The sequence below is a fragment of the Roseobacter sp. EG26 genome (assembly GCF_049830555.1).
Lineage (GTDB): Bacteria > Pseudomonadota > Alphaproteobacteria > Rhodobacterales > Rhodobacteraceae > Roseobacter.
This window is the reverse complement of sequence record NZ_JBNBLH010000002.1, coordinates 275,871-302,071: the sequence shown is the minus strand read 5'-3', so window position 1 is coordinate 302,071 and position 26,201 is coordinate 275,871. Positions and strand designations below refer to the sequence as shown.

At 59.6% G+C, this 26,201-nt stretch carries 28 protein-coding genes; 13 read left to right on the top strand and 15 right to left on the bottom strand.

Features of this window, described 5'->3' with window-relative positions; translation table 11 throughout:
* Positions 1 to 5 precede the first annotated feature (5 nt).
* Positions 6 to 437 (top strand): TIGR01244 family sulfur transferase, encoded by a 432-nt coding sequence (locus tag ACOTTU_RS07035; RefSeq protein ID WP_425656900.1) that lies wholly within the window; start codon positions 6 to 8, stop codon positions 435 to 437.
* A gap of 6 nt (positions 438 to 443) precedes the next feature.
* On the opposite strand, the gene ACOTTU_RS07030 is transcribed toward ACOTTU_RS07035, so the two are convergent.
* The 5 genes from ACOTTU_RS07030 to ACOTTU_RS07010 all read right to left on the bottom strand — a co-directional run bounded on the left by ACOTTU_RS07030 (position 444) and on the right by ACOTTU_RS07010 (position 6,595).
* Positions 444 to 1,655, bottom strand: coding sequence for a FliM/FliN family flagellar motor C-terminal domain-containing protein (locus ACOTTU_RS07030; protein ID WP_425656898.1), 1,212 nt, complete (start codon positions 1,653 to 1,655; stop codon positions 444 to 446).
* Between the two features lie 126 nt (positions 1,656 to 1,781).
* Complete coding sequence (locus ACOTTU_RS07025; RefSeq protein WP_298917553.1) at positions 1,782 to 4,475, bottom strand: ATP-binding protein; 2,694 nt, start codon at positions 4,473 to 4,475, stop codon at positions 1,782 to 1,784.
* Positions 4,475 to 4,753 carry a hypothetical protein gene (locus ACOTTU_RS07020; RefSeq protein WP_425656896.1) on the bottom strand — a complete coding sequence of 93 codons (279 nt, stop codon included), beginning with the start codon at positions 4,751 to 4,753 and terminating at the stop codon, positions 4,475 to 4,477. The genes ACOTTU_RS07025 and ACOTTU_RS07020 overlap by 1 nt, the downstream gene beginning before the upstream one ends.
* 3 nt (positions 4,754 to 4,756) lie before the next feature.
* A complete protein-coding gene (locus ACOTTU_RS07015) occupies positions 4,757 to 5,140 on the bottom strand; it encodes a response regulator transcription factor (RefSeq protein WP_298917548.1) in 384 nt (127 codons plus the stop codon).
* 165 nt (positions 5,141 to 5,305) lie between these two features.
* Positions 5,306 to 6,595 (bottom strand): short-chain fatty acyl-CoA regulator family protein, encoded by a 1,290-nt coding sequence (locus ACOTTU_RS07010; protein WP_425656893.1) that lies wholly within the window; start codon positions 6,593 to 6,595, stop codon positions 5,306 to 5,308.
* 234 nt (positions 6,596 to 6,829) lie between these two features.
* Here ACOTTU_RS07010 and ACOTTU_RS07005 point away from each other — a divergent pair, with 234 nt between their 5' ends.
* The 5 genes from ACOTTU_RS07005 to ACOTTU_RS06985 all read left to right on the top strand — a co-directional run bounded on the left by ACOTTU_RS07005 (position 6,830) and on the right by ACOTTU_RS06985 (position 12,119).
* Positions 6,830 to 8,179: a substrate-binding protein gene (locus tag ACOTTU_RS07005; RefSeq protein ID WP_298917542.1), complete on the top strand. Its 1,350-nt coding sequence runs from the start codon at positions 6,830 to 6,832 to the stop codon at positions 8,177 to 8,179.
* 116 nt (positions 8,180 to 8,295) lie between these two features.
* On the top strand, positions 8,296 to 9,327 hold the full coding sequence (locus tag ACOTTU_RS07000; RefSeq protein ID WP_298917539.1) for a branched-chain amino acid ABC transporter permease: 1,032 nt from the start codon (positions 8,296 to 8,298) through the stop codon (positions 9,325 to 9,327).
* A 4-nt stretch (positions 9,328 to 9,331) separates the two neighbouring features.
* Complete coding sequence (locus ACOTTU_RS06995; RefSeq protein WP_425656891.1) at positions 9,332 to 10,531, top strand: branched-chain amino acid ABC transporter permease; 1,200 nt, start codon at positions 9,332 to 9,334, stop codon at positions 10,529 to 10,531.
* A gap of 10 nt (positions 10,532 to 10,541) precedes the next feature.
* Positions 10,542 to 11,306 (top strand): ABC transporter ATP-binding protein, encoded by a 765-nt coding sequence (locus ACOTTU_RS06990; protein WP_425656890.1) that lies wholly within the window; start codon positions 10,542 to 10,544, stop codon positions 11,304 to 11,306.
* A gap of 57 nt (positions 11,307 to 11,363) precedes the next feature.
* Positions 11,364 to 12,119: an ABC transporter ATP-binding protein gene (locus tag ACOTTU_RS06985; protein WP_298917530.1), complete on the top strand. Its 756-nt coding sequence runs from the start codon at positions 11,364 to 11,366 to the stop codon at positions 12,117 to 12,119.
* 29 nt (positions 12,120 to 12,148) lie between these two features.
* Here the strand turns inward: ACOTTU_RS06985 and ACOTTU_RS06980 are convergent, their stop codons facing one another.
* Positions 12,149 to 13,198: a hypothetical protein gene (locus ACOTTU_RS06980; RefSeq protein ID WP_425656888.1), complete on the bottom strand. Its 1,050-nt coding sequence runs from the start codon at positions 13,196 to 13,198 to the stop codon at positions 12,149 to 12,151.
* A gap of 100 nt (positions 13,199 to 13,298) precedes the next feature.
* Positions 13,299 to 14,804, bottom strand: a complete 1,506-nt coding sequence (locus tag ACOTTU_RS06975; RefSeq protein ID WP_425656886.1) for a class I adenylate-forming enzyme family protein — start codon at positions 14,802 to 14,804, stop codon at positions 13,299 to 13,301.
* 151 nt (positions 14,805 to 14,955) lie between these two features.
* Between ACOTTU_RS06975 and accB the strand changes: the two genes are divergently transcribed.
* From accB to aat, 3 genes are read left to right on the top strand one after another with little or no spacing between them, the layout of a single operon-like run.
* Positions 14,956 to 15,444 (top strand): acetyl-CoA carboxylase biotin carboxyl carrier protein, encoded by a 489-nt coding sequence (accB, locus tag ACOTTU_RS06970; RefSeq protein WP_425656884.1) that lies wholly within the window; start codon positions 14,956 to 14,958, stop codon positions 15,442 to 15,444.
* 12 nt (positions 15,445 to 15,456) lie between these two features.
* Positions 15,457 to 16,809: an acetyl-CoA carboxylase biotin carboxylase subunit gene (accC, locus tag ACOTTU_RS06965; protein ID WP_298917520.1), complete on the top strand. Its 1,353-nt coding sequence runs from the start codon at positions 15,457 to 15,459 to the stop codon at positions 16,807 to 16,809.
* Between the two features lie 12 nt (positions 16,810 to 16,821).
* On the top strand, positions 16,822 to 17,454 hold the full coding sequence (aat, locus tag ACOTTU_RS06960) for a leucyl/phenylalanyl-tRNA--protein transferase (RefSeq protein ID WP_425656881.1): 633 nt from the start codon (positions 16,822 to 16,824) through the stop codon (positions 17,452 to 17,454).
* On the opposite strand, the gene ACOTTU_RS06955 is transcribed toward aat, so the two are convergent.
* The 6 genes from ACOTTU_RS06955 to ACOTTU_RS06930 all read right to left on the bottom strand — a co-directional run bounded on the left by ACOTTU_RS06955 (position 17,418) and on the right by ACOTTU_RS06930 (position 21,182).
* Complete coding sequence (locus ACOTTU_RS06955; RefSeq protein WP_425656879.1) at positions 17,418 to 17,774, bottom strand: DUF2155 domain-containing protein; 357 nt, start codon at positions 17,772 to 17,774, stop codon at positions 17,418 to 17,420. The genes aat and ACOTTU_RS06955 overlap by 37 nt on opposite strands.
* On the bottom strand, positions 17,771 to 18,217 hold the full coding sequence (gene mlaD / locus ACOTTU_RS06950) for an outer membrane lipid asymmetry maintenance protein MlaD (protein ID WP_298917512.1): 447 nt from the start codon (positions 18,215 to 18,217) through the stop codon (positions 17,771 to 17,773). Before mlaD ends, ACOTTU_RS06955 begins: the two co-directional genes overlap by 4 nt.
* Positions 18,218 to 18,225: 8 nt before the next feature.
* Positions 18,226 to 18,609, bottom strand: coding sequence for an NADH:ubiquinone oxidoreductase subunit NDUFA12 (locus tag ACOTTU_RS06945; RefSeq protein WP_425656877.1), 384 nt, complete (start codon positions 18,607 to 18,609; stop codon positions 18,226 to 18,228).
* 91 nt (positions 18,610 to 18,700) lie between these two features.
* Entirely contained in the window at positions 18,701 to 19,063 is a 363-nt protein-coding gene (locus ACOTTU_RS06940; protein ID WP_425656875.1) for a RidA family protein, read from the bottom strand.
* A gap of 85 nt (positions 19,064 to 19,148) precedes the next feature.
* Positions 19,149 to 20,414, bottom strand: coding sequence for an ATP-dependent Clp protease ATP-binding subunit ClpX (gene clpX, locus ACOTTU_RS06935; protein WP_298917507.1), 1,266 nt, complete (start codon positions 20,412 to 20,414; stop codon positions 19,149 to 19,151).
* 138 nt (positions 20,415 to 20,552) lie between these two features.
* Positions 20,553 to 21,182: an ATP-dependent Clp protease proteolytic subunit gene (locus ACOTTU_RS06930; protein ID WP_298917505.1), complete on the bottom strand. Its 630-nt coding sequence runs from the start codon at positions 21,180 to 21,182 to the stop codon at positions 20,553 to 20,555.
* Positions 21,183 to 21,333: 151 nt separating this feature from the next.
* On the opposite strand from ACOTTU_RS06930, the gene ACOTTU_RS06925 reads away from it, so the two are divergent.
* Positions 21,334 to 22,536 carry an FAD-binding domain-containing protein gene (locus tag ACOTTU_RS06925; protein ID WP_425656873.1) on the top strand — a complete coding sequence of 401 codons (1,203 nt, stop codon included), beginning with the start codon at positions 21,334 to 21,336 and terminating at the stop codon, positions 22,534 to 22,536.
* A gap of 206 nt (positions 22,537 to 22,742) precedes the next feature.
* Here ACOTTU_RS06925 and ACOTTU_RS06920 read toward each other — a convergent pair whose 3' ends face one another.
* Entirely contained in the window at positions 22,743 to 23,684 is a 942-nt protein-coding gene (locus ACOTTU_RS06920) for a zinc ABC transporter substrate-binding protein (protein WP_425656871.1), read from the bottom strand.
* A gap of 93 nt (positions 23,685 to 23,777) precedes the next feature.
* On the opposite strand from ACOTTU_RS06920, the gene ACOTTU_RS06915 reads away from it, so the two are divergent.
* From ACOTTU_RS06915 to ACOTTU_RS06905, 3 genes are read left to right on the top strand one after another with little or no spacing between them, the layout of a single operon-like run.
* Complete coding sequence (locus ACOTTU_RS06915; RefSeq protein ID WP_425656869.1) at positions 23,778 to 24,257, top strand: transcriptional repressor; 480 nt, start codon at positions 23,778 to 23,780, stop codon at positions 24,255 to 24,257.
* A complete protein-coding gene (locus ACOTTU_RS06910) occupies positions 24,254 to 25,000 on the top strand; it encodes a metal ABC transporter ATP-binding protein (RefSeq protein ID WP_298917493.1) in 747 nt (248 codons plus the stop codon). The genes ACOTTU_RS06915 and ACOTTU_RS06910 overlap by 4 nt, the downstream gene beginning before the upstream one ends.
* Positions 25,000 to 25,788 carry a metal ABC transporter permease gene (locus ACOTTU_RS06905; RefSeq protein WP_425656867.1) on the top strand — a complete coding sequence of 263 codons (789 nt, stop codon included), beginning with the start codon at positions 25,000 to 25,002 and terminating at the stop codon, positions 25,786 to 25,788. Before ACOTTU_RS06910 ends, ACOTTU_RS06905 begins: the two co-directional genes overlap by 1 nt.
* Here the strand turns inward: ACOTTU_RS06905 and ACOTTU_RS06900 are convergent.
* On the bottom strand, positions 25,770 to 26,183 hold the full coding sequence (locus ACOTTU_RS06900) for a RidA family protein (RefSeq protein ID WP_425656865.1): 414 nt from the start codon (positions 26,181 to 26,183) through the stop codon (positions 25,770 to 25,772). The two genes, ACOTTU_RS06905 and ACOTTU_RS06900, sit on opposite strands and share 19 nt — an antisense overlap.
* Between the last annotated feature and the right edge of the window lie 18 nt (positions 26,184 to 26,201).

Genomic DNA, 26,201 nt, shown 5'->3' with positions numbered 1-26,201 from the left:
TGACCATGGATATCCGTCAAATCACACCCGACTTTTTTGCTGCCCCTCAAATCTGCGTCGATGACCTGCGCGAAATCGCAGCGCTTGGTATACGTTTGGTGATTTGCAACCGCCCTGACGTCGAGGTCCCCCCCAGCCACCAGTGCGCCGCTATCGAAGCCGCGGCAATCTCAGCAGGGTTGAAATTTGCCGTTCAGCCATTGACGCATCAGACCATGACACCGGATGTTATCGCGGCGAACCGGGCATTGATGGACAGTGTCGATGGCCCGGTGCTGGCTTATTGCGCGTCGGGGACCCGCTCCACCATAGCTTGGGCACTCTCTACAGCGCGGGAAATGCCGGCGGATGACATCATTAGCGCGGCGCGGGACTGGGGATATGATCTAGAAAATCTGCGGGCGACCTTTGACGCCATCAGGCGTCAAACAGAGTAACGCTGATCAGGCGGTTTTGATGTCCTGCAAGTCTTCAAGCGCCGGGAGTTCCTCTGCACCGTCAAAATCCGGCAGATCAGGTAAATCCGGCAGGTCGGGCAGATCAGGCAATGCCGCGGCCTCATCGATATCGATGTCCGGCAAATCCGGAAGCGCAGGGGCGGCATCCAAATCAGGCAAATCAGGCAGCTCCGGCAAGTCCGGTAAATCCGGGAGCGCGCCGGGTTCTTCAAGCATGTCGATTGTCGCCGCCGGATCGGCAAACATCTCACCGGCGGTGGGCTTAGCGGGTTGCACCTGAGGTAGATCCAACTCGTCCCGATCTGCAGCGCGACGCTTGGGATTGCCGGTGGTGGCGACGTTGGTTTCCAGTTGTACGGCGCGCTGACCATCCACCTGCCCCAGTGCCCCGCGGCTGACCACCCGCCCGTCCCGTGTGATAACCTCGACAGCATCGAATGCATCCGGGCGCAAAGTCACAACATCACCGGGCGCCAATCGCCCCAATTCCGCCAGCGGCAACTTCAGTCGTCCCATAACCGCAGTCAGATCAGCCTTGAGACCCATCACCGTCTTCTCCAGCGTCACTGGCGGGGTCGGGGCCGCATCCTCTTCATGATCATGCGCCGCCAGTTCAGGCCGCTTTTCAACAATCGGCAAAAATAGCGTCAGGACTGACTGGAAAGCACCACCTTCCACGTCAATGGTCAGGCGAAAGATGTTGTATTCGGTTGCGTCCAGAGCCAGGCCAAAGAGGCGGGCGTTTTCCACTCGCGCACCAAACCTGAGGACCGCCAGCGTGTCACGATCTGCATCTGCTTCCAGAAGACCGTGCGCGCGGCGGAACAACGCATCAACCAGGGGCGCACAGAGAGCGGCATCGGTGGATGTCATAACCCGTTCGGTGGCGGGGTTTTTCGACACCTTGCCCGTGGTTTGCTGCTGGATCATGGCACCAACCAGCTCAGGACCGATCATGGCTCCGCCGGAGCTGTCTGTTGGTCCGTCCAGCAACATCAGCAAGGAGGTGTCATCAAACTTCTCGGCAATGTGGTCGCCGTCGCAACGTTCCTGCGTCACGCCGATCACCACCAGCGCCATTTCGAAAAGTTCGTCGGCAATTTTGGCTACGCTGACGCGCAGCGCTTTGGGCACGGTCATGGCCCGCGCCTGATGTTCCTGTTTACCTGCCTGCGCCTTGCGCTGCAAAACTGACATCTTTGGCCCTTGTTAGAATAGCCCGCGCTGATCCCGCGACGCGTGGCTTTGTTCTGCCCGGAAATAAGGGGGAATGGTTACCATTGCCTTTATGATCCCAGAATCTATGGTGTTTCTGGATAAAAACTATTGAGCAGCAAGGGCCTGCGACTGCGGCAGCAGCACCCGAAAGCCGGTGCCGCCCGTCCCGTCGAGGTAGGTCACGTCACCGCCCAAACGGGTCATGATTTCGCGACAAATGGCCAGCCCAAGACCTGCACCTTTGCCATCTTCTGCACCGACACGGCTGAATTTTTCGAACATGACATCGCGGGAAGCGTGGGGCACCCCAAACCCATTATCAATAAAATCCACCGCGACGGCCTTGCCAAGCTGCGACACCTCGATGCGCAGAACGGGTTTCTCGGCCCGGCAGTATTTCTGAGCATTGGTGATCAGGTTGATGAAAACCTGACCAAGACGGTCCAGATCCGTATGAAGCTGCACATTTTCCCGCAGAGCTTCACGTTGCACCTCAATTTCGCGAGATTCGCTGGCCTGCGCCGTCGCCACAGCCCGGTCGAGCAGATCCGAGAGCTCCCCTGACTGGACATTTAGGGTCACCTGACCGTTTTCCAGAACGCTCAAATCCAGCAGATCATCCAGCAAGCGCGTCAAGCGAATGGCCTCCACATGAATGATATTCGCATATTTTGCCTTTTCGCGATCCTCCAGCCCCTCAGTATCGCGCATGATTTCCGAAAAGGCCCGGATGGACGTCATGGGCGTCCGCAATTCGTGACTGATCTGGCTGAGAAAGGCGTCTTTCTGATGGCTGAGCCGGGTCAGCTTGTCATTGGCCTGACGCAACTGGGCCGCTGTCTGGCTGAGTTCGCGGGATTTGGCCTCAAGCTGGCTGGAATATTCCAGCATCTGCGCGGATTCGTCCGCGACCGCCAACAGGTCCTGCACGGAAACGGATGTCCCCCCAACGATCTGGCCAATCATCGCATGCGCGGTAGCGGCACCAACAGAACCCGCCAGTTCTCTTTCGAGCCGTTGCAGAAAATCCGGGGTGGGTTCGGGCAGATATCCCCGACGCCCCTGCATTGTCGCTTCGCGCTGGAACAGCAGCTGGGCCTCCCTGGCTCCCAGAATCCGCTGCGTCATGATCATCAGATCCTCGCTTTCCGCCACCGACACCTGCCATCCGCGCGTCTGGGCTGAATGCTGAAAAACATTGACGAATTGCGCCCCTTGAAGCCTTTCGAGCGGATGCGGAAAGGTCACCAGCGAAACACAGGCAAAACTCGCTGCATTCAGCAGAAGGCTCCAAAAGACCGCATGAACCGTGGGATCGATGCCGGGAATGCCGAAAAGCGCCTGTGGCCGCAGCCAGCCGATACCCAGAAATCCGTTCTGAAAGGTATCTACACTCAGCACCACACCCGGTCCGAAGCTGGGCAGAAGCATCGTGAAAACCCAGAGTGAAAAGCCAACGCCCAGGCCCACCAAAGCCCCGACACGGGTGGCCCCCCGCCAGAAAATCCCCCCCAACATGGCGGGCAGAAACTGGGCGACCCCAGCAAAAGAAATCAAACCGATCGCCGCCAGGGCGCTGGAGCCGCCGGAGGCCTGATAATAGACATACCCCAACCCGATGATGCCCAGAATGGACAAACGCCGCGACAGCAAAACCACGTTACGCACATCGCCCGATTGCGTGGCACCCCCCTGCCGCAGATAGAGGAAGATCGGCATCACCACGTGATTGGACACCATGGTCGACAGGGCAAGTGTCGCGACGATCACCATCGACGTGGCAGAGGAAAACCCCCCCAGAAAGCTCAATGTGGCGAGCCCTTCGCGCCCCTGGCTGAGCGGCAGGCTCAACACAAAGAAATCCGGGTTGGACCCCGCCGGCAGCAGATCAAGGCCGATGACGGCTATGGGCACCACGAAAAGGCTCATCAACATCAGGTAAAGCGGAAAGGCCCAACTGGCGATCTGCAGATGGCGCTCATCATCATTTTCAACGACCATGACCTGAAACATGCGCGGCAGGCACAAGAAGGCAGCAGCCGACAGGAAGGTCAGCCCTGCCCAGCGGCTGCCGTCAATCTGCCAGGTGCCCAGAGCTGACGCGTCTATCCGTTCAAGCGTATCAGACACGCCCCCGGCGATCCCCCAAACCACGAAAGCACCCACCGCCATCAGCGCGATCAGCTTGACCACGGCCTCGACGGCGACGGCAATGACCACACCATGATGCCGCTCATTCACATTGAGGTTGCGCGTTCCGAAAAGCACCGTGAAAAGCGCCAACCCTACAGCGATCCAAAAGCCTGCGGCGGACGCATCGGTGGATTGCGAGAAAGTACCATCATCGGCCGCGGCAAAGATCGCCAGAGACGAGGTAACCGATTGCAACTGAAGCGCAATATAAGGTGTCACGCCTATGACGGCCATGATCGTGACGACAATGGCCAGGGCATTGGATTTTCCGTAGCGCGACGAAATCAGGTCGGCAATCGACGTCACCTTATGGCTACGACCGATCCGCACCAGACGACGCAGGACCCACCACCAGCCGACGATCACAAGGCTCGGACCCAGATAGATCGTCACATATTCCAACCCGGAGCGTGCCGCATACCCAACCGCCCCGTAAAACGTCCAGCCGGTGCAATAGATCGAGAGCGACAGGGTGTAGACCAGCGGCGAGCGCAACAGCCAGCCCATCTGCCCCTTCATGCCGGCGCGCTCCGCGAGAAACGCCACGCAGAAAAGCAAAAACACGTAAGCCAGACAGACGGCAATGAGTGCGTTCAAAGACGCCATCACAAGGCTCCGGTATCATCCGTTTGTGCCGGGATGCGTCCCAGACGGCGCGCAAGATAGGCCGAAATTGCAATCAGCGCCCACCAGACACCAAAGACATAGAGCAGCGCTTTTGACGTGGGCACATCCTGACCCTCGGCGGCGCCTTGGACAGGCCATAACAAGGGGATCATCCAAAGCCCGGCCCCCAGGATCACCAGCAACCGTATCGCGTCCATCATCCGACGCCTGCGGTATCCGTCACGTTCCAGAAAGAGCGGCGTGCCGGGTTTGGCCATGAATCAGGTCCTTTGCCCGTGCACGTAAAGCAGATCGCGCACCGCTGTCAGCACTTCGGTATTCGAGAACGGCTTGGTCATGAACCGGCTCACACCCGCTTTCTCGGCCATCTCGCGATCCCGGCTTTGCCCCCGAGCCGTGAGCATCAGGACCGGCAAATCCGCCGTCTGCTCATGGCTGCGCAGCTCTTCGAGAATGTCGAACCCGCTCTTGCCCGGCAGCATCACGTCAAGCACCACAAGATCGGGTTTGCGCTCCCGAATGACCTGTGCGGCGTCAGTCCCGTTTGAATGGGTGTCCACCTCCCAGCCCTCGCGGCTGAGCAGAAATCGAATGGCTTCAATGATGTTCAGCTCATCTTCGACCAAAAGCACATGCTTGCCCATTGCGCCCTCCTCCCAAAGGTCTCCGCCCTGCCAGACCCATGGTCTGTCTCCCTCAGGGGTGAGGGTGAACTATTGTCGGTTTTATCCGCACTGTCAAAAGTCTCGCGCCACCGACAGAGAAATACAACCATTGGTTTGAGCCGCGTAGGGTTGCGACATCAGATTTCATATTCCGCCGCTCAAAATCGACGGCTCCCGGCGGCCGGGGCATCCGTTGCGCGGGCACACGCCGCATGTAGCCCCGACCTCAATTGCCCCATCAGGCTCCTGGCTCGCGTTGGGCAGGATCAACATGCTGGCCTGCACCAGAGGCGCCTGATTATAGGTCGGTCCGCCAACAACTTCGGCGACGGCCACACAGCTGAAAACCGAACGCCCCCGCCCCAGTTGCACCAGCGGCATGCGTAGAACCTGACCGGGCTGCCCCAATGCCGCAAAAAGAGGCCACAGTGCACAAGCTGCACCAAACCTGGGAATGACGAAACCCTGCGCTGGCTTGCGAAACAGCAGGCTGCCAGCACGGTCGCAGACCACCAGCCCCGCCTCAAGCTCCGGCAGGCTTGCAAGCCGCCGCAACACGACGCCCACGGGGACGTTCAAATGGCGCGCCAGCTTTACCGGGTCGTTGCCGACGTCGGCCAGGGCCGTCCGAAAAATCTCAAGCGGAACCTGTTCTGCATCTTCTGCAATACGGTCCAGTATGGATTTCGCCATTTGCCGTGAGGCATTGGATTTTAACATCTGCGCCTCGGCAATCAATGCCTCCACCGACGTCTGACCCGTTTCCAATTCGGCGAATTCAAAGGCGTTTTCGGTCAAAAAGACCTCCAACTCATCGTGGGGACTGGCGGCCGCATCTTCGCTGCCCTGACCGGCATCCAGATAGTCCACCAGAGATTTCGAACTCTCTGCAAGCCGGCGGCTATCCTGGTTGATGTTTGCATGAAAGCGGTCGCGCCACTCCGCCTCCAGCTCCTTTTCGTCCGCCAAAATAGCCGCGGTTGACCGGATGGCTGCGGCTGTGGTCAGCAATTCATGCACGGAAGCGGCCAGATGAGGATCATGTGTCAACCGGTCAGAGAGGGATTCCACGCGACGCTCCAGACTTGCGATGCGCCGATGACCGTTGGCAAGCACTTCCGCCCAGCCGGGAAACCGCCCGGCCAATTCGTCTGCGCGGGCGATTTCCGAGCTTGGCAGATTGGCCCCCGTGGCCGCTTCGCGCAAAGTGGCGATCAGCGCAGCTTCAGCGCCTTCGGTCAGCGTAGAGGGTTCAACCCCAAGGATGCGGGCAATATCCAGCAGCAGCTTGCCGCCGATTCTGCGCCGGTTATGTTCGATGAGGTTGAGATAGGACGCCGATATTCCCAAGGCGCGCGCCAGATCGGCTTGCCGCATGCCCACAACGGATCTGCGCTCCCTGATACGGCTGCCCGTCAATCCCTCACGTGCCATGAAAATTCCCTGCAATCCTTGGCTTTTTCAACCGGTTTCTGCGCTGCAATATTACGTAATTTACAAACACCCACAAACACCTGTTCATTAATTTACAAAATAGTTGTTCATTTCAAGGCACTTGTTGCGGAGTTTTCAGATCATCAGCGATAAGTTATTTGCACTAATGTGCCGGACGCGTCGCGTAATTGAGGAATTGACCGACTGCGCCGTTTTAACAACTGGGAGGATTTCATGTCCAATTCGAAACTTACACGTCGCGGTCTGATCAAGACCGGTGCTTTTGCCGGTGCCGCCGGACTGGCGCTGCCGACGTATCTGCGTGCTGACGGGCACTCGGGCTTTACCAATGCACCTACGGGCGACACCGTGACCCTGGGCTTCAATGTGCCCCAATCCGGTCCTTATGCGGACGAAGGTGCCGACGAGTTGCGCGCCTATGAGCTTGCTGTCGAACACCTCAATGGTGGCGGCGACGGCGGCATGATGAACACGTTCTCGTCCAAGGTGCTGCAGGGTAACGGCATCATGGGTAAGAAGGTCGAATATGTCACCGGCGACACGCAAACCAAATCGGACGCGGCGCGCGCCTCTGCCCGCTCGATGATCGAAAAAGATGGTGCCGTGATGATCACCGGCGGGTCGTCATCGGGCGTCGCCGTGGCGGTTCAGGCGCTTTGTCAGGAAGCAGGCGTCATCTTCATGGCCGGCCTCACGCATTCCAATGACACCACCGGCAAAGACCGCAAGGCCAATGGTTTCCGTCACTTTTTTAACTCTTACATGTCCGGTGCCGCGCTCGCGCCTGTGCTTGCTGCGAACTATGGCAAGGACCGCAAGGCCTATCACCTGACAGCCGATTACAACTGGGGCTACACCACCGAAGAAGCGGTGAAATCCTCCACCGAAGCTCTGGGGTGGGAAACCGTCAACGCCGTCAAAACGCCGCTGACCCAGACCGACTTCTCCTCCTATATCGCGCCGGTTCTACAATCGGGTGCCGATGTGCTGGTGCTGAACCACTACGGCGGCAACATGGTGAACTCGCTGACCAACGCGGTTCAATTCGGCCTGCGCGACAAGCAGGTGAACGGCAAAAACTTCGAGATCATCGTACCGCTTTATTCGCGCCTGATGGCGAAGGGTGCGGGTGCCAACGTGAAAGGCATCTTCGGCTCGACAAACTGGCACTGGTCGCTGCAGGACGAAGGCTCCAAGGCATTCGTTCAGTCCTTCGGCACCAAATACGGCTTCCCACCCAGCCAGGCGGCGCATACTTGCTACGTGCAAACGCTGCTTTATGCGGATGCGGTCGAGCGGGCCGGTTCGTTCAACCCATGCGCGGTTGTCGAAGCGCTCGAAGACTACGAGTTCGACGGTCTGGGCAACGGCAAGACGCTTTATCGCGGTTCCGACCACCAGTGCTTCAAGGACGTTCTGGTCGTGAAAGGCAAAGAGAACCCGCAGTCCGAGTTCGACCTGCTGGAAGTCGTCGAAGTCACACCGGTTGAGCAGGTTACCTATGCCCCCGATCACCCACAGTTCGCTGGCGGTAATCTGGGCACCTGTAACCCGGGCGCATAAATCCCGGCCGGGTGGCGTGAGCGCGCCACCCGCACCTCTCAACAACTGCGGGCGGCAGCCCCTGCCATCCGCTTTGCCCGGGCTCCGGGCGATAATCGCTTCATGAAGGTGGGACCATGGACGCAATCATCCTGCAAATCCTCAACGGCCTCGACAAGGGATCGGCCTATGCGCTGATCGCTCTGGGCCTGACACTGATTTTCGGCACATTGGGTGTCGTGAACTTCGCCCACGGCGCCCTGTTCATGATCGGCGCTTTCTGTGCCGTGACGCTCAGCCGTATCCTGACGCTGAGCCACATCGTCATTGACGAGACGCAGAAGGATTTTCTTGGCAATCCGCTGAAAGTCGAAGTGCCCTATATCTACGATATTTTCGGACAGGCTACGGGGGACGCCATCATCGACTGGGCGGTTCCCATCTCGATCCTCTTTGCCATCCCGGTCATGGTCGCCATTGGCTTCATCATGGAACGCGGGCTGATCAAGCATTTCTACAAGCGTCCCCACGCCGACCAGATCCTCGTCACCTTCGGTCTCGCCATCGTGCTGCAGGAGATCATCAAGTATTTCTACGGTGCCAACCCGATCCCCACCCCGGCACCGGACGCGTTCCGCGGATCGTTCGATTTCGGCGCGATGCTCGGCTTTGACCCCAACACCATCATCTACCCCTACTGGCGTCTGGTCTATTTCGCCTTCTCTGCCCTGATTATCGGTGCGGTCTTTGCCTTCCTGCAATTCACCACCTTCGGGATGGTGGTGCGCGCAGGCATGGCAGACCGTGAAACCGTGGGCCTTCTGGGCATCAACATCGACAAGCGCTTCACCATCATGTTCGGCATTGCCGCCGCCGTAGCAGGCCTAGCCGGTGTGATGTACGCACCGATCAACTCGCCCAACTACCACATGGGCATGGATTTTCTGGTCCTGAGCTTCGTGGTCGTCGTGGTCGGCGGCATGGGCTCGCTGCCCGGTGCGGTGCTTGCGGGCTTCCTGCTGGGTATTCTGGAAAGCTTCGCCTCCATGTCGGCGGTTCTCGAAATCCTGCCCGGCATCAACCAGATCATCATCTATCTGGTCGCCATCATCATCTTGCTGACTCGTCCGCGTGGCCTGATGGGCCGCAAGGGCGTCATGGAGGAATAGGATCATGTTTGGTCTGACAAAACGCGACTCCACCCTGCTGATCATTGTGATCTGTCTGGCGATCTTTGCACCCTTCATCCTCAACCCCTTCCCCGAAGGTTCTGCTATGGCGCAGTTCAACGCGGGCTATCCGGATCTGATGCAGCGGCTGGTGATCTTTGGCATCTTTGCCATCGGCTTCAACATCCTGTTTGGCCTCACGGGATACCTCAGCTTCGGTCACGCAGCGTTCCTAGGTGTCGGCTCTTATGCCGCGATCTGGATGATGAAACTGCTGACCATGAACGTGGTGCCCGCGATCATCATCTCCGTGGTTGTCGCGGGGCTCTTCTCCCTGCTTGTGGGCTGGATTTCCCTGCGCCGCTCCGGCATCTACTTCTCGATCCTGACGCTGGCCTTCGCCCAGATGTCCTATTCGCTGGCCTATTCGGTGCTGACACCGATCACCGGCGGCGAAACCGGGCTTCAGCCCAAGGTGGACGATCCACGCATCCTGGACGGCGCGCTAGTCGCTGGCCAGACACCCCGCGCGAACTTCTTCGGGCTGGAAATGGGGGCAAGCTACGAGCTCTCCTTGGGCAATTGGGTTTTCACCTTCAACGCCGGCTACTACATCGCGGCGGTCGTGATGATCCTGGCGTTCTACCTGTCGATCCGCATTTTCCGCTCTCCTTTCGGCATGATGTTGCGGGCGGTCAAATCGAACCAGCAGCGCGTCAATTATACCGGCCTCAATTCCAAACCCTACACGCTGGCGGCCTTCGTCATCTCCGGCATGTATGCGGGTCTGGCGGGCGGTCTGCTGGTGGCCATGGACACGCAGGTGGGTGCCGAACGCATGTTCTGGACCGCATCGGGCGAAGTTGTGCTGATGGCGATCCTTGGCGGTGCCGGTACGCTCATTGGTCCTGTCCTGGGGGCGGGTTTCATCAAATACATGGAAAACATCATCTCCAAGATCAACAAATCCGTGCTGGAGCAATGGTTCGCCTTCATGCCCGACGGGATCGAGGATTTCCTGATCGCGATCGTTTACCCGTTCATCGGCAAGGGCTGGCACCTCACCTTGGGCATTCTCTTCATGCTCGTGGTGATCTTCCTACCCGGCGGTCTGGTCGAGGGTGGGCAGCGCATCGGACGCCTGTTCAAGCGCAAAAAACCCTCCGACGATGCCGCTGATGGCAAAACAACACCTGCGGAATAAGGAAACTGACATGGGTATTCTTGAGGTTAAAAACGTAGGTAAGCGGTTTGGGGGCCTTCAGGCGCTGGGAGACGTGAACCTGAGCATTGCGGAAAATTCGGTGCATGCGATCATCGGACCCAATGGCGCGGGCAAATCGACCCTGCTGAACTGCCTCGTGGGCAAGCTGATCCCGGACACCGGCTCGGTGATGTTTGACGGGCAATCAGTACTGGGGCGCAAACCCTATGAGATCAACCAGATGGGGATTTCGCGGGTCTTTCAGACGCCGGAAATCTTCGGCGATCTGACGGTGATGGAAAACATGATGATCCCCTGTTTTGCCAAACGCGACGGGGCGTTCGAGATGAATGCCATTGCCAGCGTGACCTCGCAGCGTGATATCGTTGAACGCGCTGAACAGATGCTGGAAGACATGAATATGTCCGACAAGCGGCATATGCATGCGGCGGCGATGTCACGCGGAGACAAGCGACGCCTTGAGATCGGCATGTGCCTCAGTCAGGAGCCCCGGCTGCTGCTTCTGGACGAACCCACGGCGGGTATGGCGCGCGCCGATACGAACAATACCATCGACCTGCTGAAACAGATCAGCGACGAGCGTGACATCACCATCGCGATCATCGAACACGACATGCATGTGGTGTTTTCGCTTGCCGAACGCATCACCGTACTGGCGCAGGGCACGCCGCTGGTCGAAGACACGCCAGACAACATCAAAGGCCATCCGAAAGTGCGCGAAGCCTATCTGGGAGAGACCCAGACCGCCGCGTAATTTTCTGACAACGGTGGCCTGAAGCCCACCTTACCCGCAACATGCGAGGACATGGATATGAACGTCAAACCGGATTTTTCCAAACACGCCAATCAGGCAGCGACCGCGCCTGCCTTCCTCTCTGTATGGGACATGCATGCCTATTACGGCGAGAGCTACATTGTGCAGGGCGTTACCTTCAACGTACATGAAGGCGAAATTCTGGCCCTGCTGGGCCGCAACGGGGCGGGCAAAACCTCAACGCTGCGCGCCATTGCGCGGCTGGGCGATCCGGAGGTGCGCAAAGGCGAGATCTGGCTTGATCACCAGCCCCTGCACAAGATGGCCAGCCATCAGGCGTCACAGGCAGGGCTTGGTCTTGTGCCCGAAGACCGCCGGATCATTGCCGGGCTGACCGTCGAGGAAAACCTCAAGCTCGCGCAGATCGCCCCGCCCGTCGGCTGGTCGCTGGACCGGGTTTATGACCTTTTCCCACGGCTGCGTGAGCGGCGCGCACAAGAAGGCGTGACCCTTTCGGGCGGCGAACAACAGATGCTGGCCATTGCCCGCGCGCTTTGCCGTGACATCAAGGTACTATTGCTGGATGAACCCTACGAGGGCCTGGCCCCGGTGATCGTGGATGAGATCGAAAAGACGCTGCGCATCATCAAGGAGCAGGGCATCACCACCATCCTGGTCGAGCAGAACGCTGTGCGCGCCCTGCAACTGGCCGACCGGGCGGTGATCCTCGACACCGGTGGCATCGTCTTTGACGGCACCGCAGCGGAAGTGCTGGAGAACAAGGAATTGCGCGAGGAATACCTCGCCATCTGACGCCCACCGCCAAATTCCCGGTGGTGCCGCTAGCCACCCGGGCTTTGCTTGCCGCTGAGCATGTCGCGACACGGGTCCGCCTGATTTTCAATGGCATGCAGGACAGTTTCCAGCGCCGCCTCCACCTGACCGACCGCCGCTTTGAGTGCCTTGACGGCGGGCAGTGCGTTGAACCGGTTCTCGATGTCCCGGGCCACGCGCGCGACCATATCCTGCACCGGCTTGAACAGGAAATCAGTCAGGGATTTGCGCATTTTCGCAATCTGGCGGTCGACCTCGTCCATCATGGCTTTGACCTTTTTGTAGGTCTTTGGAAAGGTATGTCGCCCGACCCATGAAATGGCGTCTTCAATGGCCTTCTTGCCATAGTTGGCCGCTTTGGTGACTGCGGCCGTGATCGTGTTGATGAAACTGCGCAATCCCCCCAGGGCGTTATAGGCCTTGTCGATCACATTGGCATAATCCAGAAGCCGCCCCAGCGCATTCCACGCCTGCCGCAGCGGCTGTTCGACCGTGTTCAGCCCGGCATTGGCCTCGTCCTTGGCGTCATTGAGCGTTTGTGTCACCGGATGAAGCGGTCGGTTCAGCACGGCGGCACAGTTTTCCAGACCCTTGGGCGGGGCATCTTTATAGTGCTTGCGCAGGCTGTCGGTCACATTGGCCAGCGCTTCGATCTTGCCTTCCACATCGCCCACGGCCCCCCAGGCCCGATCCACCGGTTTTTGCAGTTTCTTGATCCAATCCTGCAAGGGTTTGATATCGCGTTCGATCTGGCTGAGGATATCGCGCGTGGGTTTGATGAAACCGTTGATCCCGGCGATGAACTCACCTGCGCCTTTGGCAAGCGTGCCCACCTCCGGTATCCACGATCCGGATTTGCAGGCCTTCTCCAGACCGCGCAAAACGGTGAAAATCTCGCCCAGTTTCTTGTCAAAGTCCTCGGGCTTTTTCAGCAGGTCCTGGACCTGCGACAAGAGGCCATGCACCTCGTCAAGCGGCGTAACGAAATACTGGATGTCGGCGTAAATCGCCTTGGCATCCGTATTAAGGGCGGCGAGCTGGGTCTTTGGCGTGGGCATGATGCGGTCTTCCTGTTCAATCTGGCGGTTTGCCCAAACAGGTTAACACGGCGCCACGCGCCGGTGCTGTGATCCGCGTCACAAAGGCTGCTGGCGCCCTTCAGGCGCTTTCAAACCGCGCACGCAAATCCGTTTTCAGCACCTTGCCGTAGTTGTTCTTGGGCAAGGCGTCGATGGGGATGTAATCCTTGGGTCGCTTGAACCGCGCGATATGCTCCAGACAGAGCGCATCAAGACGCGCAGACGGGGCAGAGCCCACAACAAACGCCACGACCTCTTCGCCCCATTCGGGATGCGGACGACCCACAACCGACACCTCCGACACCTCGGGGTCCATCAGCAGGACCTCCTCGACTTCACGCGGATAGACGTTGGAGCCGCCGGTGATGATCATGTCCTTGGAGCGATCCTGCAACGTGACATAGCCATCCGCATCCATGAATCCCATGTCACCGGTCATCAGCCAGCCATTGACCAGCGTCTTTGCGGTCGCCTGGGCATTCTGCCAATAACCCGGCATCACCGTGTCACCGCGCACCATGATCTCCCCATGGGTGCCGGTGGGCAAAGGCCGGCCCTGCGCATCCCCGATGGCAACTTCGACCGCGGATTGCGCCTTGCCCACAGATTGCAGACGTTGCCGCCAGCGCGGATGGCTGCGGTCAGCGACATCCGCCCGGCTCAGCGCCGTGATCCCCATCGGACATTCTCCCTGCCCGTATATCTGCACAAAGATCGGCCCGAAGTGATCCACCGCCGCGATGATATCGGCATTATACATCGGCCCGCCCGCATAGACGATGGTGCGCAACCCGGCACCGCTCTGCCCGGTTGCAACAGCGCGTTCCGTCAGGCGTTTGACCATCGTGGGGGCCGCAAACAACTGGACAGACCCAAAATGCCCGGCCAGATCGAAAATCTCATCCGGGTCAAACCCGGCGGAGGCCGGACAGACGTGGCGTGCGCCCGCATGCACATGCAACATATTGTAGATACCGGCTCCGTGGCTCATGGGGGCGGCGTAAAGCGTTGCATCCTCAGAGCGGACCGCATCCGCATCATGACGGTAACACAGACTCATGGTGGTGAGCATGCGGAAGGTCATCATCACGCCCTTGGGCTTGCCCGTGGTCCCGGATGTGTAAAAGAGCCAGGCCACATCCTCCGCTGCACGTGGCACAATTTCCAGGGCCGGAACATGCGCCAGAATGCGGTCATAACGCGCACTTGGCACGATCACGGGCGCAACTTCGGTGGCGGCATCCTGCAAGGCCTTGGCCAGATCAGGCGAGGCAAAAACGAAAAACACGCTCGCATTTTCCAAAATAAACGCCGCTTCGCGCCCGTGCAGCTTGGCGTTGATCGGCACAACCACACCACCCGCCATCCAGATGCCGTAAAAGACCACCAGATAATCGGGCTGGTTTTTCATGAAAATCGCCACTCGGTCGCCAGGACCCACGCCCTGCGCTCTCAACCATCCAGCAACAGACCGCGCGCGCGCCAGAAACGTGCCGTAATCGGCCACGCAGGCCTCGCCGAGAAACAGCGCCGGACGCTCAGGTATGGCCCTGCCCGTTCGTTCCAGCCAATGCGCAAGATTCATGTGACGCTCCTCATTCCCCACCCGACAATATCGCTCTGGCACGCGCCCGCAAGTCGCGGGTTTCCATGGGCTGACCCTTGGCCTATAACGAAAGAGCAGGAACAAGGGCCGACGTGAACAAGGCTCCCCGGAACGGTCGACGAGGACTTACATGACAAAAAAGAACCATGACGCTGATGTGGCCTTCATTCAGGCCCTGGCCGAATTGCTGCGGGAAAATGATCTGACGGAATTGCAGGTCAAACGGGATTATGGTGCAGATGACAGTCTGAACGTGCGCGTCAGCCGTCACATCCAGCAGCAGGCCGCCGTGCAGGTTGCTGCCCCGGCGCCGGCACCCGCTGCCGCGCCCGCCGCTGCCCCTGCTGCGCCTGCTGCCAGCAGCCCCGATGATCCCGCCGACCATCCCGGTGCTGTGACCTCGCCCATGGTGGGCACCGTTTACATGCAGGCCGAACCCGGTGCGGACCCGTTCATTTCCGTCGGCGCTTCGGTTTCCGAAGGCGACACGCTGCTGATCGTCGAAGCGATGAAGACCATGAACCATATCCCCGCGCCGCGCTCCGGCACCATCAAGCGCATCGTCGTCGAGGATGGGGCCGCGGTCGAATTTGGCACGCCGCTTGTGATCCTCGAATAGGAGGGCTGCGCGATGTTCAACAAAATCCTGATCGCCAACCGAGGCGAGATTGCCCTGCGCGTGGTGCGCGCCGCGCGCGAAATGGGCATTGCCACCGTGGCCGTGCATTCCACCGCCGACAGCGACGCGATGCATGTGCGCATGGCCGATGAAAGCGTCTGTATCGGCCCCCCCTCCGGCACCCAAAGCTATCTGTCTGTGCCTGCGATCATTTCCGCCTGCGAGATCACCGGGGCCGAGGCGATCCACCCCGGATACGGGTTTCTGAGCGAAAACGCAGGGTTCGTGCAGGTGGTCGAAGATCACGACCTGACCTTCATTGGCCCCACCGCCGAACACATCCGCATCATGGGCGACAAGATCACCGCCAAGGACACGATGAAAAAGCTGGGCGTGCCTTGTGTACCGGGTTCCGATGGCGGAGTTGACACGCTCGAAGAGGCCAAGCGCATCGGCGAGGAATTCGGCTATCCGGTGATCATCAAGGCCACGGCGGGTGGCGGCGGGCGCGGCATGAAAGTTGCGCAGAACGCCCAGGAAATGGAAAAAGCCTTCCACACGGCGCGTGCTGAAGGCAAATCCAATTTCGGCAATGATGAAGTCTATATCGAGAAATACCTCACCACGCCGCGCCACATCGAAATTCAGGTGTTCGGCGATGGCAAGGGCCGTGCGGTACATCTGGGAGAGCGCGATTGTTCGCTGCAACGCCGTCACCAGAAGGTGTTCGAAGAGGCCCCCGGCCCCGCAATTTCGGCCGAAGAACGCGCCACTATCGGCAAGGTCTGCGCCGATGCGGTTGCGCGCATCAATTACACCGGTGCTGGCACCATCGAGTTCCTCTATGAGAACGGCGAATTCTACTTCATCGAAATGAACACCCGTTTGCAGGTCGAACACCCCGTGACCGAAGCCATTTTCGGCGTTGATCTGGTGCGTGAACAGATCCGCGTCGCCTCCGGCATGGAGATGTCGTTCCAGCAGGAAGACCTGACCATCAACGGCCATTCCATCGAAGTGCGCATCAACGCCGAAAAACTGCCCAACTTTTCGCCCTGTCCGGGCCGGATCACCCAGTATCACGCACCCGGTGGGCTTGGTGTACGCATGGATTCGGCGCTTTATGACGGCTATTCCATCCCGCCCTATTACGACAGCCTCATTGGCAAACTGATCGTGCACGGGCGCGACAGGCCCGAAGCGCTGGCCCGGCTGAAACGGGCTCTGGGCGAGTTGATCGTGGATGGTGTAGACACCACGGTGCCGCTTTTTCACGCGCTTCTGGAAGAAGAGGATGTGTTGTCGGGCGGCTACAATATCCACTGGCTGGAGCATTGGCTGGAAACCAATCTCGGCGGCAGTTGACGCGGGAGCGTCATGTATCTGACCCCGGATTTGCTGATGCAAGGCTATGCCACCGGCATTTTCCCGATGGCAGAACATCGCGACGACCCGGAGGTTTTCTGGGTCGATCCAAAACGGCGCGGGGTCATGCCCCTGAAGGGCTTTCACATCTCGCGCTCGCTGCGGCGCGCCATGCGCAACACCTTGTTCGAGGTCAGCATAAATCAGGATTTTGCGGGCGTTGTTGACGGTTGCGCCGACCGCGCGGACACCTGGATCAGCACGGAAATTCGCGGGCTCTACCTTGCGCTGCGCGACCGCGGGCAGGCGCATTCCCTGGAAATCTGGGAGGGTGCCACCCTGGTCGGCGGTGTCTATGGGGTCACGCTGGGGGCCGCGTTTTTTGGCGAAAGCATGTTTTCACGCCGCACCAATGCCTCGAAAATCGCGCTGGCCTGTCTGGTGGACCGATTGCTGGACGGCGGTTTCCGGCTCTTTGACACGCAGTTTCTGACCGAACATCTGGCCTCATTGGGCGGGATCGAGATCAGCCGCGCAGCCTACCGGACCGCCTTGGAAAAAGCACGTAGCCTACCAGGTGATTTCACTGCTCCACCGCTGCGAAGCCCTCAGGAGGTCGTGCAGCGCATGACCCAGAGGTCATAGCGCGCGTGATCCATCGCTGAAAGTGCCGGGGCGGAGGCGATCATCCAGCCCGAGAAAAGCTCTGTCCCGTCCGTGGCATCCGAAACCTTGAGCGCCGCATAGGCATCGCCTGACGGGTTGCCCACTGGATAGCGGCAGGAATTGAGCGTGATCCGCAGACGTTCAAACGTCGCGGTCTGGCCGGATTTCATCTCAATATCATAGACTTGTCCGCTGATCTTATCGAGACCGCGCAAGACAACACCCTGCGCCTCGCTGACTTGCTGAGCGGTAGCACTTGTGGCCAGACACGCCAGCGCCATGGCCGTTCGGCGTATCATTCCGAGGAACCGCTCACAAATTTCAGCAGCAGGGACACAAGGCTCACCGCGCCCTGCGTATCGGTGATCGTGTCGCCCGCCTCAAAGAAAAACGGCGATCCTCCGGGGATGATTTCGACGAAATTACCCCCCAACAGCCCTTCGGACGAAATCACGATGGCGCTGTCATCGGGGATTTCGATCTCCTGCGCGACAGACACCGTTGTGTCCGCCCGGTAGGTCTCCGGGTTCAATGTGACCGCCGCAACCGAGCCCACCTTGACCCCGGCCAGACGCACATCGGTGCCCACGCTCACGCCTTCAAGGCTGCGAAAACTCGCCTCCAGTGGGTAGCTCGACGCAGCCCCCGAAAAATCCGATACCTGCCCGGCATAGACAACAAAGGCCACAGCGGCAGCTAAAACGCCGGCACCGACGATGACTTCGGTAGTGTTTTCAGACATTTGGCAAATTACTCCGGCGACCAGGCCTCGTAGTCGCTACGTGGTGCGGGATCGGCACGGCGCAGGGACCCTTTGGGCGCATAGGCCAGCGCGGTCCCGGTCAGATTTTCCTGATGCGGTTTTTCCCACGGTTTATGCGGCAGCGGTGCGTCCGTCGGGGCCGCATCCCAGGTATGGTGCAGCCAACCGTGCCAGTCGGGATCGACCCGGCTCGCCTCAGCCTCGCCATTGTAAATTACCCAGCGTCGGGTCTTGTCCTTGTTTTCATAGAAAACATTGCCCTGACTGTCTTCACCCACCTTGACACCCTTGCGCCAGGTCCAAAGCTGCGTGTTCAGTGTCTGGCCATTCCACCAGGTTACCGAGCGCAGGATAGAAGTCAGAAGTCCCATGAAATGCCTCCGGTCGCATTGCTATGTACATATGGCCGATCAGGGGGCAAACGTCCAGATGGATGCGCGGCCTCCTGTGTTTTTCCGAGCGTTATTCCGGCAGCAGCGCGGTCACTTCGATCTCGATGCGGTATTTGGGGTCAACGAGGGCGCATTCAACCATCGTCGCGGCGGGCGGGTTGGACCCAAAAGCTTGCCTCAGATACGGCCAGCAGGGTTCAAATTCATGGCGATCCGGCAGGAAATAGTTAACGCGCACCACATCCTCAAAGCCGCATCCCGCGTCCTGCAGTGCCCTGCCAATCACCGCCAGCGCCGATTGGCATTGCGCCGCCACCGTGTCGCCCTGCCCGACGGTGCCCGCCACATGCACCCAGCCGCCCGCGACGACCGCGCGGCAATAGCCGACCTTGTCTTCAAATTCACCGCCCGATTTAATGCGTCTGATGCCCATCTGATCCCTCCTTTTTCACGTTGCTTGACACGAAAAAAGGCAGGTCGCGCGACCTGCCCTGATTTCTTTTTGCAATGATCCCTGCTCAGCCAGCGCTGGCAGGCTCTTTTTCCGTGTCGGCGTGAATCATCAGCGGCGCCGCTTCGGAGACAACCGCCTCTTCGTTCACCACCACTTCTGTCACGCTCTCCAGCCCCGGCAGGTCGAACATCGTGTCGAGCAGGATGTCTTCCAGAATGGAGCGCAGACCCCGCGCGCCGGTTTTCCGCTCAATCGCCCGTTTGGCAATGGCCGACAGCGCGTCATCGGTGAAGGTCAGCGAGGTGTCTTCCAACTCGAAAAGGCGTTGGTATTGCTTGACCAATGCGTTTTTCGGTTGCGTCAGAATGGTGACCAGCGCGTCTTCATCCAGATCTTCCAGCGTCGCCAGAACCGGCAAACGGCCCACAAATTCCGGAATCAGACCGAATTTGAGCAGGTCTTCAGGTTCCAGATCGGTGAAAATCTCGCCGACGCCACGCTCGTCATTGTCACGCACATCCGCGCCAAAGCCCATGGCCGACCCCTTGCCGCGTGACGCGATGATCTTGTCCAGCCCGGCAAAAGCGCCGCCACAGATGAACAGGATATTCGTGGTGTCCACCTGCAGGAACTCCTGCTGCGGATGTTTGCGCCCGCCCTGCGGCGGCACGCTCGCCACGGTGCCTTCCATCAGCTTCAGCAAAGCCTGCTGCACGCCCTCGCCCGATACATCACGGGTGATCGAGGGGTTCTCTGACTTGCGGGTGATCTTATCGACCTCGTCAATATAAACGATGCCGCGCTGCGCCCGCTCGACATTGTATTCCGACGATTGCAGCAGCTTGAGGATGATGTTTTCGACATCTTCGCCCACATAACCCGCTTCGGTCAATGTGGTCGCATCGGCCATGGTGAAGGGCACATCCAGAATACGCGCCAGCGTCTGCGCCAGCAGTGTCTTGCCGCACCCAGTCGGACCAATCAGCAGAATGTTGGATTTCGCCAGCTCGATATCGCCGCCCTTTTGCGCGTGGTTGAGCCGCTTGTAGTGGTTGTGCACCGCCACGGAGAGCACCCGCTTAGCGGTTGCCTGACCAATCACGTAATCGTCCAGCACGTCGCAAATATCCTTGGGCGTCGGCACCCCGTCCGTCGCTTTCAAACCGGAGGCCTTGGTCTCTTCCCGGATGATATCCATGCAAAGCTCGACGCATTCATCACAGATGAAGACCGTCGGCCCGGCGATCAGCTTGCGCACCTCGTGCTGGCTCTTGCCGCAAAAGCTGCAATAAAGGGTATTCTTGCTGTCGCCTGTTGAATTCGTTGCCATGTCAACCCTTTCAGGTCTTGGATGTCGTCTGCTACGCCCCGCAAACCGGGGCGCGATGTAAACTTATGCCAACTTAGGCCACCACTGTAAGGTCCACAATCGCAAAATGGTAAATTGACTGTGCGCCATTCGTGTCCTTTAGCCCTCGTCGTCTGCCTTGCCGCGGCTCTCGACAATCTCGTCAATCAAGCCCCATTTCTTCGCCTCATCTGGAGACATGAAGTTGTCACGCTCCAGAGCTTCTTCAACCTTCTTAAGAGTTTGCCCGGTGTGCTTGACGTAAATTTCGTTCAAGCGGGTTTTGAGTTTCTGGGTTTCCTGAGCGTGGATCATGATGTCCGTCGCCTGACCCTGATACCCGCCCGAGGGCTGGTGCACCATCACACGGCTGTTGGGCAGCGAAAAGCGCATGCCCGCCTCGCCCGCCGTCAGGAGCAGCGAGCCCATGCTTGCTGCCTGCCCGATCACCAGCGTGGAGACCTTCGGCTTGATGTATTGCATGGTGTCATAGATCGACAGGCCAGAGGTCACCACGCCGCCGGGGCTGTTGATATACATCGAAATTTCCTTGGACGGGTTTTCCGCCTCAAGATGCAGCAATTGCGCGACGATCAGCGATGACATGCCGTCATGCACCGGCCCCGACAAAAAGATGATCCGCTCCTTCAAAAGGCGCGAAAAAATATCATAAGCCCTTTCGCCCCGGCTGGTTTGTTCCACCACCATGGGGACAAGGGTATTCATGTAGGTGTCGATCGGATCATTCATGTGGGAAGCCTGTTCGTTGGTGTTCAACAGGACCATACCTGCTGAACCGTTACTCAAAGCTTAGTATCGCCGTCGGGGGGCTGCAAGGGGGGCCGAACGAAACTTCGCCCCAACCGTTGACCCGACCTGGTGCGGGTCTAGCTTTGCCCCCATGACAGGACAGACAGAATTCATTCCCAGCCGAACCGAGGCTCTGAAAAACCTGTCCGATTTCCTGCCAAAAGCGGGACGCAATTATGCCGCGCATCGCAATTATGATTTCGGTGCGGGTCGGCATCATGAGGTCTCCAAATTGTCGCCCTACCTGCGTTGTCGGTTGATCACCGAGCGGGAGGTACTGCGCGCGGTTCTCAACCGCCACTCCGAAAAAGCGGCGGAAAAGTTTATCCAGGAAGTCTTCTGGCGCACCTATTGGAAGGGCTGGTTGGAGTTGCGACCATCCACCTGGCGCCATTACCAGACCGGCCTCGCCGCAGCCTGGAACAACGTCCAGACACAAGACGGTCTGCGGGATCGCTGGGGTGCGGCCTGCCGGGGGGAAACAGACCTGGAGTGCTTTAACTCCTGGGCGCATGAGCTTGTTTCTACGGGGTATCTCCATAATCATGCGCGTATGTGGTTCGCGTCGATCTGGATATTTACCCTGCGTCTGCCGTGGGAGTTGGGCGCGGATTTCTTCCTGCGTCACTTGCTGGATGGCGATCCAGCAAGCAATACGTTGAGCTGGCGATGGGTCGCTGGTCTGCAAACGCCCGGAAAAACCTATCTGGCGCGCGCCTCGAACATTGCAAAATATAGCGACGGTCGTTTTCGCGCGGAGCGGCAATTGGCGGATGTCGCACCGCCCCTGACCGGACCGCCGCACCCGCAGCCTACGCCATTGCGACCGCCCCTCACCGTGCAGCGCGATCTCAAGACCGGTTTGCTTTTGCATCATGACGATCTGAGCCCCGGCTTTCTCCTTGAGGCACTCCAGCCCGTGAGCCTGTGCCAGTTGCAGCACGATAATGGGTTGAGCCCCCTGACGCCCTCACCTCTTGCCACAGGATTCCGGCATGCAGCGACAAACGAAACTGCAACCCGGTTTGCGCATCGGTTTGAAACCACAGCGGTAGCAAGCAGCGTTGAAGACCTTCTGAACTGGTCCGCGCGGGAAAACCTTCAGCAAATTATTACGGCTGAGGCCCCGGTCGGCCCCATCGCCACGCTTTTGCAGGACTTCGCCAACCACCCCCAAGCGCCCCGGCTCTGCGCTGTGCGCAGACCTTATGACGCGCTCACCTGGCCGTTGGCGACAAAAGGTTTCTTCAATTTCCGAAAATCGATCCCGAATGTGCTGTCACAGATCATCTGACGGCGAAAAACGTGACTCGTTTGTTTTTGGATCTGAAATTTCACCGGCCTGTCATATGGGTGTCACAGGCAAAGGGCACAGAAGAGATGCATCACTTTGTGGCGCGATCGATTGGCCTGCCTGTTCCTCGCTTGCACCGGTCGATCCATTGTTAAAGACATTTTAGCAACGAATAAGACCCTGCACCCCCCGCAGGGTCTTACTTTTCAGGAGCTCTTATCCCCCAGGCAGATGCCAAGGCCGGTCGCAATCTCGCTCAGTAGCGCCGGGTAAAAATCCGGTCCGCGGGGCAGCGCCACCCCAAGGGGATCAACCTCCTGCACGGTGATATCGCCTTGAGCAGCGACCGCATCTATCAACCCTCTTTGTGCATTGGGTTCGGTGAGCACGCAGCTGACCCCCATCTCGCTGACCTTGTCATGCAGCTCGCTCAGACGCGCGGCACTCGCCCCGCCGCCGTCCGCCAGTGAAATCGCCCCCATGGCCTCAAACCCGAAATGCGCTTCGAAATAGTGATATGCATCATGCAGAACCAGAAACGGGCGTCCGCTGACTGTGCTCAACTCCGCAGTGATGCGTGTCTCCAGCGCCTCAATCTCCGCCCCTCCGGCACGGGCATTTTCCGCGTAGTGCTCTGCATTCTCCGGATCCGCAGCCCCCAGTTGACGCGCAACCTCCGCCATAAAAACCCTGGCATTGTGAGGGTCCAGCCAAACATGCGGGTCCACCGGCCCGTCATGCGCGTCATGGGTATCATGCGCGTGCTCGCCATGGTCATGATCGTCATGGGCCTCGAACATCGCACCTTCCCGGAACGGCAGCAATGCCACCGATTCAAGCTCCATGAAGGCAATGTGCTGCGCATCCGGCGCGAGGGTTTCTATCGGTCCTGCCAGCCAAGGGGTCAGCGCAGGCCCCACCCAGAACACCAGATCGGCACCCGACAAGGCGCGCGCTTCTGATGGGCGCATGGCATAGCTATGCGGCGACGCCCCGGGCGGCAGGATCACTTCCGGTGCTCCGAGGCCCGCCATGACACGCTCAACCAGCCCATGCACGGGTGCGATATCGGTCACGACCCGGGGCACGTCGGCCTGCGCCGGTCGCAGGATGGAGAAGGTGAGAAGCAAGGGAATGAGTAAACGCATGTTTCGATCCTGAATCAGACTTGTCTTGGTATCGGACCTCTGGTATCAAGTATGTTATAACATATCAATATGATCATCTGCGGAATATTGAAAATGACAGCTCTCAGCTTTTGCGCCCATGATCATGCAGCCTGCGTGGTCGACCGCATGCGTCATGCCCGCGAGCACTGTGCCCGTGAGGGGCTGAAATTCACCCCTGTGCGCGCGCGCTCCCTGGAAATCCTCCTGCAGGAGCACCGCGCGCTGGGAGCCTATGATCTGCTGGCGCAATTATCCCAGGAAAACCTGGGCTCGCAACCGCCCGTCGCCTACCGCGCGCTGGATTTTCTGGTCAAGGCAGGTCTGGCCCATAAGATCGAAGCGCTGAATGCCTATGTCGCCTGCACCCATTCCGGCACCGATCACACGCCCGCCTTTCTGATCTGTCGTGGGTGCAACGTCGTGGCCGAGGCTGATACTGCCCTGTCACCCGGGCGTCTGGACGTGGCCGCAGCGGCAGCGGGCTTCGAAATCGAACACACGGTCATCGAAGCACAGGGCCTCTGCCCCTCCTGTCAGGAAACCGCCACATGACTGCGCTGCTTGAAACCTCCGATCTGACGCTGGCCTATCACGGCCGCACGGTGCTGAGCGATGTGAACCTGACGCTGGCCCCCGGTGAAATCGTCACCATCGTCGGGCCGAACGGGTCGGGGAAATCCAGCCTGATCCGGGCCCTGATCGGCGCGCTCTCCCCGGCGAAAGGGCATGTGACCCGCAAACCGGGTCTCAGGATCGGTTATGTGCCGCAATCGCTGGCCATTGATCCCTCCTTGCCCATGACCGTCGCACGGTTTTTGAACCTGCCGCGGCGCATCGGTTCCGCGCAGGTGGCCGAGACGCTGCGTCAGGCCGGTGTGCCCGATCTCGCGCGCCACCAGATGACCGCCTTGTCCGGCGGACAGTTCCAGCGGGTTTTGCTGGCACGCGCGCTGCTTGGTGATCCCGACATCCTGATACTGGACGAAGCCACGCAGGGGCTGGATCAGCCGGGAACCGCGCAATTCTACCAGCAGATCGAAACCGTCAAGCGGCAAAAGGGCTGTGCTGTGCTGATGGTCAGCCATGACCTGCACGTGGTCATGGCGGCCTCAGACCGGGTGCTGTGCCTCAACGGTCACGTCTGCTGCGAGGGCACACCCGAGATCGTCGCCAGCGCCCCGGCCTACCGCGCGCTCTTTGGCACCGGCACGCAGGGTGCGCTGGCGCTCTACCGCCACCAGCACACGCACAGCCACGGGCCCGAATGTGACCACACCCATGAGGCTGCCGAGTAATGCTGGACGATTTTCTGGTGCGTGCGGCCCTTGCCGGGCTCGGGGTTGCGGTTGCGGTGGCCCCGCTGGGCTGTTTCGTGGTTTGGCGCCGCATGGCCTATTTCGGCGATGCAACCTCTCATGCGGCCCTGCTTGGGGTGGCACTGGCGCTGGCCTTTGACCTGCCGATATTTGGTGGTGTTCTGGTGATCGCCCTGGCTATGGCGCTGCTGCTTACACTTCTCACCGGCAAGGGGGTGAGCGGTGATTCCATTCTGGGCGTTCTGGCCCATGCGGCCCTTGCCTTCGGGCTGGTCGCTGTCTCTTTCCTGCCCGGTGTGCGGGTTGACCTGATGGGATACCTCGTGGGCGACATTTTGGCCGTATCGAAACCCGATCTGGCCGTTATATGGGCCGGGGCGCTCGCGGTTCTGGCGCTGGTCGCTGCGCGCTGGTCGGCGCTGTTGTCCGCCACGCTGAGCCCGGACATGGCCCGCGCTGCCGGGGTCGATCCGCAAAAAGAACAATTCATTCTGACCCTTGCGCTGGCGATCACCGTTGCCGTGGCCATCAAGGTTGTGGGCGCGCTGCTGATTGCCGCGTTGTTGATCATTCCGGCAGCCGCCGCACGCCCGCTGTCGCGCGCGCCTGAAACCATGGCCGCAGCGGCCATGATTATCGGGGCTGCATCCGCGTTGGGGGGATTGATGGTATCCTTTGCGCTCGATACCCCCACCGGCCCCACAATCGTCTGCATTGCGGCGGTGATCTTTGCCCTGACGCGGATGGTTCAGGCGGGACGCGCCTGAGCGGAAATGACTGCAGTCGCCTCGATTTCCACCCGGGCGGCGTCTTCTACAAGCCCCGCAACCACCACCATGGTCATCGCCGGAAAATTCCGTCCCAGCACCTCGCGGTAGGCCGCGCCCACCTCGGACTGATGCGCGAGATACTCGGCCTTGTCCGTCACATACCAGGTCAGGCGCGTGATATCCCCCGCCTGCCCGCCAGCGGCCTCGACCACGGCGCGGATGTTGATCAGCGCCTGGCGCATTTGCCCGATGAAGTCATGCGCTTCAAAAACCTGATTCGCCGTCCAGCCGATCTGCCCCCCCACATAGAGCGTACCGTTGTCACACAGCACGCCATTGGCATAGCCCTTCGCGGGTTTCCAGCCTTCGGGATGAATGATCTGATGAGACATGGGTGTCCTTTCCTCCGG

Coding starts and splice junctions, on each gene's coding strand:
- ACOTTU_RS07025 (WP_298917553.1), bottom strand. CDS start 4,475: ATGGCGTCTTTGAACGCACTCATTGCCGTCTGTCTGGCTTACGTGTTT.
- ACOTTU_RS06975 (WP_425656886.1), bottom strand. CDS start 14,804: ATGAATCTTGCGCATTGGCTGGAACGAACGGGCAGGGCCATACCTGAG.
- ACOTTU_RS06955 (WP_425656879.1), bottom strand. CDS start 17,774: ATGATACGCCGAACGGCCATGGCGCTGGCGTGTCTGGCCACAAGTGCT.
- ACOTTU_RS06925 (WP_425656873.1), top strand. CDS start 21,334: ATGACAGGACAGACAGAATTCATTCCCAGCCGAACCGAGGCTCTGAAA.
- clpX (WP_298917507.1), bottom strand. CDS start 20,414: ATGGCAACGAATTCAACAGGCGACAGCAAGAATACCCTTTATTGCAGC.
- ACOTTU_RS07010 (WP_425656893.1), bottom strand. CDS start 6,595: ATGGCACGTGAGGGATTGACGGGCAGCCGTATCAGGGAGCGCAGATCC.
- ACOTTU_RS07015 (WP_298917548.1), bottom strand. CDS start 5,140: ATGGGCAAGCATGTGCTTTTGGTCGAAGATGAGCTGAACATCATTGAA.
- ACOTTU_RS06990 (WP_425656890.1), top strand. CDS start 10,542: ATGGGTATTCTTGAGGTTAAAAACGTAGGTAAGCGGTTTGGGGGCCTT.
- ACOTTU_RS06910 (WP_298917493.1), top strand. CDS start 24,254: ATGACTGCGCTGCTTGAAACCTCCGATCTGACGCTGGCCTATCACGGC.
- ACOTTU_RS06980 (WP_425656888.1), bottom strand. CDS start 13,198: ATGCCCACGCCAAAGACCCAGCTCGCCGCCCTTAATACGGATGCCAAG.
- ACOTTU_RS06945 (WP_425656877.1), bottom strand. CDS start 18,609: ATGGGACTTCTGACTTCTATCCTGCGCTCGGTAACCTGGTGGAATGGC.
- ACOTTU_RS06920 (WP_425656871.1), bottom strand. CDS start 23,684: ATGCGTTTACTCATTCCCTTGCTTCTCACCTTCTCCATCCTGCGACCG.
- accB (WP_425656884.1), top strand. CDS start 14,956: ATGACAAAAAAGAACCATGACGCTGATGTGGCCTTCATTCAGGCCCTG.
- ACOTTU_RS07000 (WP_298917539.1), top strand. CDS start 8,296: ATGGACGCAATCATCCTGCAAATCCTCAACGGCCTCGACAAGGGATCG.
- ACOTTU_RS06915 (WP_425656869.1), top strand. CDS start 23,778: ATGACAGCTCTCAGCTTTTGCGCCCATGATCATGCAGCCTGCGTGGTC.
- aat (WP_425656881.1), top strand. CDS start 16,822: ATGTATCTGACCCCGGATTTGCTGATGCAAGGCTATGCCACCGGCATT.
- ACOTTU_RS06985 (WP_298917530.1), top strand. CDS start 11,364: ATGAACGTCAAACCGGATTTTTCCAAACACGCCAATCAGGCAGCGACC.
- ACOTTU_RS07035 (WP_425656900.1), top strand. CDS start 6: ATGGATATCCGTCAAATCACACCCGACTTTTTTGCTGCCCCTCAAATC.
- ACOTTU_RS07020 (WP_425656896.1), bottom strand. CDS start 4,753: ATGGCCAAACCCGGCACGCCGCTCTTTCTGGAACGTGACGGATACCGC.
- ACOTTU_RS07005 (WP_298917542.1), top strand. CDS start 6,830: ATGTCCAATTCGAAACTTACACGTCGCGGTCTGATCAAGACCGGTGCT.
- ACOTTU_RS06995 (WP_425656891.1), top strand. CDS start 9,332: ATGTTTGGTCTGACAAAACGCGACTCCACCCTGCTGATCATTGTGATC.
- ACOTTU_RS06930 (WP_298917505.1), bottom strand. CDS start 21,182: ATGAATGATCCGATCGACACCTACATGAATACCCTTGTCCCCATGGTG.
- ACOTTU_RS06905 (WP_425656867.1), top strand. CDS start 25,000: ATGCTGGACGATTTTCTGGTGCGTGCGGCCCTTGCCGGGCTCGGGGTT.
- ACOTTU_RS07030 (WP_425656898.1), bottom strand. CDS start 1,655: ATGTCAGTTTTGCAGCGCAAGGCGCAGGCAGGTAAACAGGAACATCAG.
- mlaD (WP_298917512.1), bottom strand. CDS start 18,217: ATGTCTGAAAACACTACCGAAGTCATCGTCGGTGCCGGCGTTTTAGCT.
- ACOTTU_RS06900 (WP_425656865.1), bottom strand. CDS start 26,183: ATGTCTCATCAGATCATTCATCCCGAAGGCTGGAAACCCGCGAAGGGC.
- ACOTTU_RS06940 (WP_425656875.1), bottom strand. CDS start 19,063: ATGGGCATCAGACGCATTAAATCGGGCGGTGAATTTGAAGACAAGGTC.
- accC (WP_298917520.1), top strand. CDS start 15,457: ATGTTCAACAAAATCCTGATCGCCAACCGAGGCGAGATTGCCCTGCGC.